We start from the raw sequence: 6,864 nt of genomic DNA on the forward strand, positions 1-6,864 counted from the left end.
TTATCGCCTGCTGCTCAAGGCGCCGGATGGCTTGAGCCTGACCTGGCACCTGCGCACGGAATTGGATGCGGGGCCGTTGGCGTTGCTCAAGCTGCGCAACTTCGCGTTACCGCAACAGATATTCCTCAGCGAGTACGACACCCCAGCAGCCTACGCCCAAAACAGGAGTTTCCCATGAGCCTGCGCACCTTGATCACCCGCTGCCTGGGCACCCGCGATGCACTCTGCGTCGCCCACCAACAGGCTGATCACTGGCAACCCTGGCTGCAACCCATCAGCACCGATTCTCCCGTCGGCGACGACCCTGGCTACGACGATGACTTCCAGCGCATGCGCGAAGAGGTCAGCAAGCTCTCCGGTGCCGATGCCGAGCAGGTTGCCGAACTGGCGCAGAAACTGCTCATCCACACCTGTAAGGACTTGCGCGTCGCCACTTACTACCTGTGGGCACGCTTGCACAAGGAGGGCGAAGTCGGGTTGGCCGATGGCCTTAGCCTGCTGGCTGCGTTGATTGAACGCTTTGCCGATGCGGTACTGCCGGCCCGGCCCCAAAGCCGCAAGATGGCCCTGGAATGGTTGGCCAGCAGCAAGGTGCTGGACACACTGCTGCTGTACCCGGAAGTGGTCAAGGCCGAAGCCGAGCGTACCGCTGCAGCGCTTGCCTGGCTTGAGCGTGAGTTGAGTACGTGGCCCCAGGCGCAACGGCCGAACCTGGAACCGCTGTATGCGGCCTTGTCCGCGCGGCTGGCACAGTCCGGTGGTATGGACGCGTTGGTCCCGCAGAACAGCGCCAGCCACGAGTCGTCGGTGCAAGCGAGTGCCTCGCCGGTCACGTCGATCAAATCCGGGCGCGACCTGCTGGACAGCGGTCGGGCGTTGGCCGGTTATCTGCGCGAGCAACCCTTGGGATGGCTCGCGGCGCACCGTTTGATGAAGAGCTTGCGCTGGGACACGGTGCACCAAACGCCGCCTCAGGAGGCGAACAACCATACGCGCCTGGTACCGCCGAGAGGGGACTATCGGGCACAGCTCAAGCGGTTGTACCTGCAACAGAACTGGGCGGAGTTGCTTGATCAGGTCGAGCGGATCTATGCCGAAGGGGTGAACCATTTCTGGCTGGATCTGCAGTGGTACGTGTATCAGGCCTTGAGTAAACAACCCGCGCCCCAGGACCGCTGGGCCGATATCACCAAGCGTGATTTGGGCATGTTCCTCGAGCGCCTGCCGGGGCTGGAGCTGCTGTGTTGGAGCGACGGTAGCCCCTTTGCCGATGAAACCACTCGCGAATGGATCGCCCAGCACGTCAACGGTAACCAACCCCAGCAATGGCTGCCCGTCACGTCGGTGGCTGCTGCGGCAGACGACGGCGACGTGCTGTTGCTGGAAGGCGAGGCCATCGCCCAGGCGGACAGCGACGGCGTGGAGCAGGCACTCGCCTGGCTGGCCGCACGCCCCGGTATCCACAGCGGTCGTCAACGCTGGCTGCTGCGCCTGCTGATGGCGCGGGTGGCCGAGCAGTATGGCAAAAGCGACCTGGCCATCCACCTGCTCGGGGAGCTGGACGCCACCGCGCAACGCCAAGCCTTGGCCGAATGGGAGCCCGAGCTGAATTTCGAGGTCAAGGCGCGCCTGCTCAAGCTGTTGCGGGTGAAAGCCCAGCGCAACGACGCCGACAGACCCACCCTGGCGCGGCGCATGGAAACCTTGCTGGCGGCACTGGTGGCCATCGACCCGGTACGCGCCGCAGTGCTCTGTGGCTAACCCTCATACACCAGGAGTCTTTCTGTGAGCATGGACAATCTGACACTGCACTACTTCGACGCCGAAATGCGCTACCTGCGCGAGGCCGGCAAGGAGTTCGCAGAGGCGTTCCCGGACCGCGCCGCGCAGCTCAACCTCGACAAGCCAGGCGCGCAGGACCCGTATGTGGAGCGCCTGTTCGAAGGGTTCGCGTTCCTGATGGGCCGTCTGCGGGAGAAACTCGACGATGACCTGCCCGAGCTGACCGAAGGGCTGGTCAGCCTGCTGTGGCCGCACTACCTGCGCACCATCCCGTCGCTGTCAGTGGTCGAACTGGTGCCTGAACTGGCGCAGATGAAAAGCAGCGAGTTGATCGCCCAGGGTTTCGAGGTGCTGTCGCAACCCATCGGGCCACAACGCACCCGTTGCCGCTACACCACCACCCAAGACCTGACCCTGCGGCCTCTGGCGCTGATCTCGGTCGGGCGGGGCTTTGAACCGGACGGTTGCTCAGTGTTACGCCTGCGTTTTGCCTGCGGGGCATTGACCGACTGGAGCCAGATCGATCTCAGTCGCCTGCCTCTGTACCTGAATGCCGATACACCTCTGGCCAGCGCTCTGCATCAGGCGCTGACCCTCAACACCCAGACGCTGTATGTGCGCTGGGCCGGGCAAACCGAACGCCAGCCATTCAGCGGACATTTTGCGCCCAAGGGATTTGGCGAAGAAGACCGGCTGTGGCCCAAGGGCGACAGCGCCTTCAGCGGCTATCAGCTATTGCTGGAGTATTTCAGCTTTCGCGAGAAATTCATGTTCGTGACCCTGTGTGGGTTGGAGCAATTGAAGCTTGCCCCCGGCATTGACTGGTTCGAGCTTGAGGTGGTGTTGCGTGAGCCCTGGCCCTCTACCTTCGACCTGACCTGCGAACATATCCGCCTGCACGCCGTGCCGGTGATCAACCTGTTCCCGTTGGAGGCCGACCCGCTTACCCTGGCGCCGTTGCAAACCGACTACCTGCTACGCCCCATGCGCTTGCAGGACGGCCACATGGAGATCTATTCGGTGGACCGCGTCACCGCATCGAGAAACGGTGAACGCCAGGACTACGTGCCGTTCACCAGCTTTCGCCACAAGGGCGGCATGCTGCGCGATGAGGCGCCGGAACGCTACTTCCATACACGCCTGAAGCGCGCGGCGAATGGCTTGCACGACACCTGGTTGGTCCTGGGAGGTGAAGGTTTCGACAAAGACCGCCTGCTTGCGCAGGAAAACCTGTCATTGCGCCTGACCGGTACTCACGGTCAGTTACCGCGCAAGGCACTGCAAAGCACGCTGCTCGATACCGCGGTGCAGTCCACGCAAGCCGCTTTGCGCGTGCGCAACCTGTGCGCGCCGACCTTGCCCTGCTACCCGCCGAATCGTGACCGCTTTCACTGGCGGGTGCTCAGCCACCTGGGGTCGAACTTCCTGCCGATGCTGGGCAGTGCCGAGGTGCTGAGAGGAACGCTCGCGCTCTATGACTGGACTGGCAGTGAACTGAATCGTCGTCGCTTGGCCGCCATTGTCGAGGTCAGGCATCACCTGGTTCAGCGTTTTGAAAAAGGCTTTTTGCTGCGCGGGGTGGATATCGAAATCACCCTGGACGCCCATGGCTTTTCAGGGGAGGGCGACATCAGCCTGTTCGGTGAAATGCTCAACCGTTTCTTTGCCTTGTATGCCGACATTCATGTGTACACCCAGCTCACGCTGATCCTGCAACCTACTGGAAAGTGCCTGCGATGGAACGAGAACCACAGTCAGCGTATTCCCGGCTGAAAGACGTCGGTTTGCTGGAAGTCCTGCGGCCGCACGTGGCCGAGGCCAACCTGTACCGCTTTTGCCAGTTGTTGGAGCAGGCCTTGCCAGGGCAACCGCCTTTGGGCAGCACGGCGCACCCGGCCGATGATGCCGTGCGCTTTCGGCCTGATCCCGGCATGGGGTTTGCGGCCAGCGAGTTGAAGGCGATCGAAACCGATGACGCTCGCCCGGAGCGCCCGGCGACGGTGCGCACCCGCCTGTTCGGTTTGTACGGGGTCGACTCGCCGATGCCGACGGTGTTTCTGGATGACATCGCGCAACGTCGCGAAGGCCACGCCGCGTTGGAAGCCTTCCTGGATATGTTCAATCACCGGATGTTCACCCAGCTTTACCGGATCTGGCGCAAGTACTCCTACCCGGCAACGTACGAAACCGGTGGCACCGATGCGACTTCGCAATGCCTGTTGGGCCTGATTGGCCTGGGTATTCCGGGCACTGCCCAGCAGGTCGCCACGCCGGTCTCGCGTTTTCTGGCCTTGCTCAGCGTGATGCGCCTGCCCACACGCAACGCCGAAGGCATCATGGCGCTGGTCAAATTGCTCGCCCCCGAGACCCAGGCGCAGGTGACTGGGCATTGTCCGCAGCGCATTGCGTTGGCGCACCCGGCTCGTCTTTCCCGGCAACGTCCCGTGAGCTTGTCCCAGGGCACGCCGCTGGGCCGCGTCGGCCAGGACGCCAACAGCCAGTTGCGCTTGGTGCTGTGTACCGACGACACCCGGCAAGCGCGTGGCTGGCTGCCCGATGGCGAGTTGTACCGCGATTTGCTGGTGCTGCTGCGCGTTTACCTGGGGTGGCGTTGCACCGCGAAACTGCAGCTGTCGTTGCCGGTGCGCAGCCTGCCTGTGCCCGTCCTGGGGCAAGCGCCTATCCGGCTCGGCATGACCGGTGTCCTTGGTTTGGGCGGCGATGCCTGGCAAGTGACGCGGCACACCCACCTTACGATCAACCTCGGCCGCTACCAGGGCCTTTCGATTAATCCCCGCAACAGGGAGACGCAGCATGTCGCGTACCGTTTTTAAGTGCTTGATGTTGGCAGTGACTGTACTGCCGCTCGCGGGGTGTGGCCTGGCCCAGACCGTGGCCGATGGCACGGTGTCCACCACGAAGTCGATCTTCTACAAGCAGGTCAAAACCCTGCACCTGGATTTCAGCGCGCGCACGACGCTGAACACCCAGGCAACCGACATGAGTGCGTTGTCGGTACCGACCTTGATCCGCGTTTACCAGCTGCGCGACACCAAGGCGGTGGAGCTGGCGACCTACGAAGGGTTGCTGGGCGATGACGAGCAACTGCTGGCGAGCGCGTTGCTGGACAAACGCGCAGTGGTGGTGAAACCGCAGGAGGGTGCGCAACTGAATGTGCCCATGCACAAGGAGGCGCAGTTCGTCACGGTGGTGGCCTTGTTCCGCAACCCCGATACCCGCCTGAACACGTGGCGCCTGACCTTGGCACGCGACGACCTGGACCCGGATCGGGCACGGGTGATCGAGCTGGGTGATAGCCGCCTGACGCTGCGGCCCCTGGCGAAGGACTGAACCATGAGCGAATGCACCCCCTCGCTCTACGAAATGCTGCTGCAAAACTTCAACGGTGAGCTGGCGTTGCATCGCGTCAGCGAGGAGGACCAGCACCCGCTGTCCGTGCTGGACAACCTGCAACGCATCCTCAACAGCCGTGCGGGCGCGCTCAGCCATCTGCCGGATTACGGGTTGCCGGACATGGGCCTGATCCTGCAAGGGTTGCCCGCCTCAGCCCATGGCTTGATCGGCACCATGACCACCACGTTGCTCAAGTACGAACCGCGCCTGGCGGCGGTGGCCATCGAGCTGCTGCCCCAGGCACTGCCGGGGCATCTGGACTACGCCCTGGAGATGCAATTGAAAGATGGGCAGCGCGTGAACTTCGGCACCACCCTGGGCCCCGAGGGCCGGGTGCTGGTGCGTCACTTGAAGCGGCAACAGTACCTCTCTACGCCTTGAACCGATAACGCAAGGGAAGCGCGATGACGGCAGTGTTTGAAATGCGTATTCAAGTCGGCGGTGATCCGCGCGGTTTCAGCGAGTTCACCGCCTTGCGCGATGAGTTGGCCAAGCTCAGTCATCCCGCCTGCCCGGATGTGGACTGGGTGAAGGTCGAACAGTGGTGCGTGAGGCTGTTCGAGCACAACGGCGCAGACCTGCAGACCGCGTGTTTCTACACCTTGGCGTGTGCCCAACGTCATGGCGTGGAGGGAGTGGCCCAGGGCGTGGCACTTATCGAGGCGCTTGCCCGCGAGTGGCCACACGTGTGGCCAGCCATGGAGTCCACGCGTCTCGACGTGCTGGGGTGGCTGTTCGATCAACTGCAGGCACTGCTGCGCCGCGCGCCAATGCCGGTGCACAGCGGTCCTGCCCTGGCTCAACTGCATACCGGGTTGGCCCGGTTGCACGCGCGCTTGTTGCCTCACGGTCCGTTGCTGGCACTCCAGGCGTTGCGTCAACAGGTCGGCCTGCGCTTGGAGCAGCTCTGTTCATCCAGCGAAACGCTGCCGGTGCCGTTGCGGGGGATGGCTCCGGCATGGGTGAGCCCCGTCGTGATCCTGCCACCCCCTGAGGCGCAACCGCGACGGCATCGCATGCTGCGGTGGCTGTTGGCCGCTGGGATTTTCGTTGCCGTGCTTGCCGGGTTCGGTTGGCAAGCCTGGCTGAGAATGCCTGAGCGGGAAACCTTAATGCCTGAACCGGTGCGGCTGGACAGCCTGTCGCTGTTCGATGCCGGCAGCGCAACGCTGAAACCGGACTCGACCAAGGTGCTGATCAAGGCCCTGGTCGACATCAAGGCCCAACCGGGCTGGCTGATCGTGATTGCTGGGCATACCGATGCCACCGGCGCTGTCGAACAGAATCTGGCCCTGTCCCACGCCCGTGCCTCTGCTGTACGCGATTGGATGCAACGCATGGGCGGCATTGCCGACAGCTGCTTTGCCGTGCAGGGCTTTGCGGCCAATCAGCCCATCGCCAGCAATGGCACAGAGGCAGGACGTGCGGCCAACCGCCGCGTGGATATTCATCTGGTGCCGCAGGCGGGCGCCTGTGAAGACCTCACATTGGCTGTGGAATGAATTGAACTCGCCCTGATCCCGCTTGTCCCCGCTTCCCATGTCACCCCCTACCGCCTGAATCCCTTAATTTTCCAACCCTGCCGGAAGCCCCTCCAGGCCCCCCGGCTGCGCCCGCACTTTTTTCACAGGGCACCCAGCACACCCGATCCAAGCGGCAGCTGAAAAC

At 63.3% G+C, this 6,864-nt stretch carries 6 protein-coding genes; all 6 read left to right on the forward strand.

Going from position 1 to position 6,864, the window contains the following annotated elements; all coding sequences use genetic code 11:
- Positions 1-174 precede the first annotated feature (174 nt).
- From tssA to J1G35_RS27385, 6 genes are read left to right on the forward strand one after another with little or no spacing between them, the layout of a single operon-like run.
- The gene (tssA, locus tag J1G35_RS27360; protein WP_223016551.1) at positions 175-1,761 is read left to right on the forward strand and encodes a type VI secretion system protein TssA; all 1,587 of its coding nucleotides are present in this window, start codon (positions 175-177) and stop codon (positions 1,759-1,761) included.
- 24 nt (positions 1,762-1,785) lie between these two features.
- Positions 1,786-3,555 (forward strand): type VI secretion system baseplate subunit TssF, encoded by a 1,770-nt coding sequence (tssF, locus tag J1G35_RS27365; RefSeq protein WP_223016552.1) that lies wholly within the window; start codon positions 1,786-1,788, stop codon positions 3,553-3,555.
- Positions 3,519-4,616, forward strand: a complete 1,098-nt coding sequence (gene tssG / locus J1G35_RS27370; protein ID WP_223016553.1) for a type VI secretion system baseplate subunit TssG — start codon at positions 3,519-3,521, stop codon at positions 4,614-4,616. The genes tssF and tssG overlap by 37 nt, the downstream gene beginning before the upstream one ends.
- Positions 4,597-5,133 (forward strand): type VI secretion system lipoprotein TssJ, encoded by a 537-nt coding sequence (tssJ, locus tag J1G35_RS27375; protein WP_223016554.1) that lies wholly within the window; start codon positions 4,597-4,599, stop codon positions 5,131-5,133. The genes tssG and tssJ overlap by 20 nt, the downstream gene beginning before the upstream one ends.
- A gap of 3 nt (positions 5,134-5,136) precedes the next feature.
- Entirely contained in the window at positions 5,137-5,577 is a 441-nt protein-coding gene (gene tssE / locus J1G35_RS27380; protein ID WP_223016555.1) for a type VI secretion system baseplate subunit TssE, read from the forward strand.
- Positions 5,578-5,600: 23 nt separating this feature from the next.
- A complete protein-coding gene (locus tag J1G35_RS27385; protein WP_223016556.1) occupies positions 5,601-6,698 on the forward strand; it encodes an OmpA family protein in 1,098 nt (365 codons plus the stop codon).
- Positions 6,699-6,864: the final 166 nt, after the last annotated feature.

The organism is Pseudomonas sp. SH10-3B (assembly GCF_019891415.1).
GTDB lineage: Bacteria > Pseudomonadota > Gammaproteobacteria > Pseudomonadales > Pseudomonadaceae > Aquipseudomonas.

What these genes read in the sequence shown, in the direction of transcription:
- tssE (WP_223016555.1), top strand. Translation starts at nt 5,137, where the DNA reads ATGAGCGAATGCACCCCCTCGCTCTACGAAATGCTGCTGCAAAACTTC.
- tssJ (WP_223016554.1), top strand. Translation starts at nt 4,597, where the DNA reads ATGTCGCGTACCGTTTTTAAGTGCTTGATGTTGGCAGTGACTGTACTG.
- J1G35_RS27385 (WP_223016556.1), top strand. Translation starts at nt 5,601, where the DNA reads ATGACGGCAGTGTTTGAAATGCGTATTCAAGTCGGCGGTGATCCGCGC.
- tssG (WP_223016553.1), top strand. Translation starts at nt 3,519, where the DNA reads ATGGAACGAGAACCACAGTCAGCGTATTCCCGGCTGAAAGACGTCGGT.
- tssA (WP_223016551.1), top strand. Translation starts at nt 175, where the DNA reads ATGAGCCTGCGCACCTTGATCACCCGCTGCCTGGGCACCCGCGATGCA.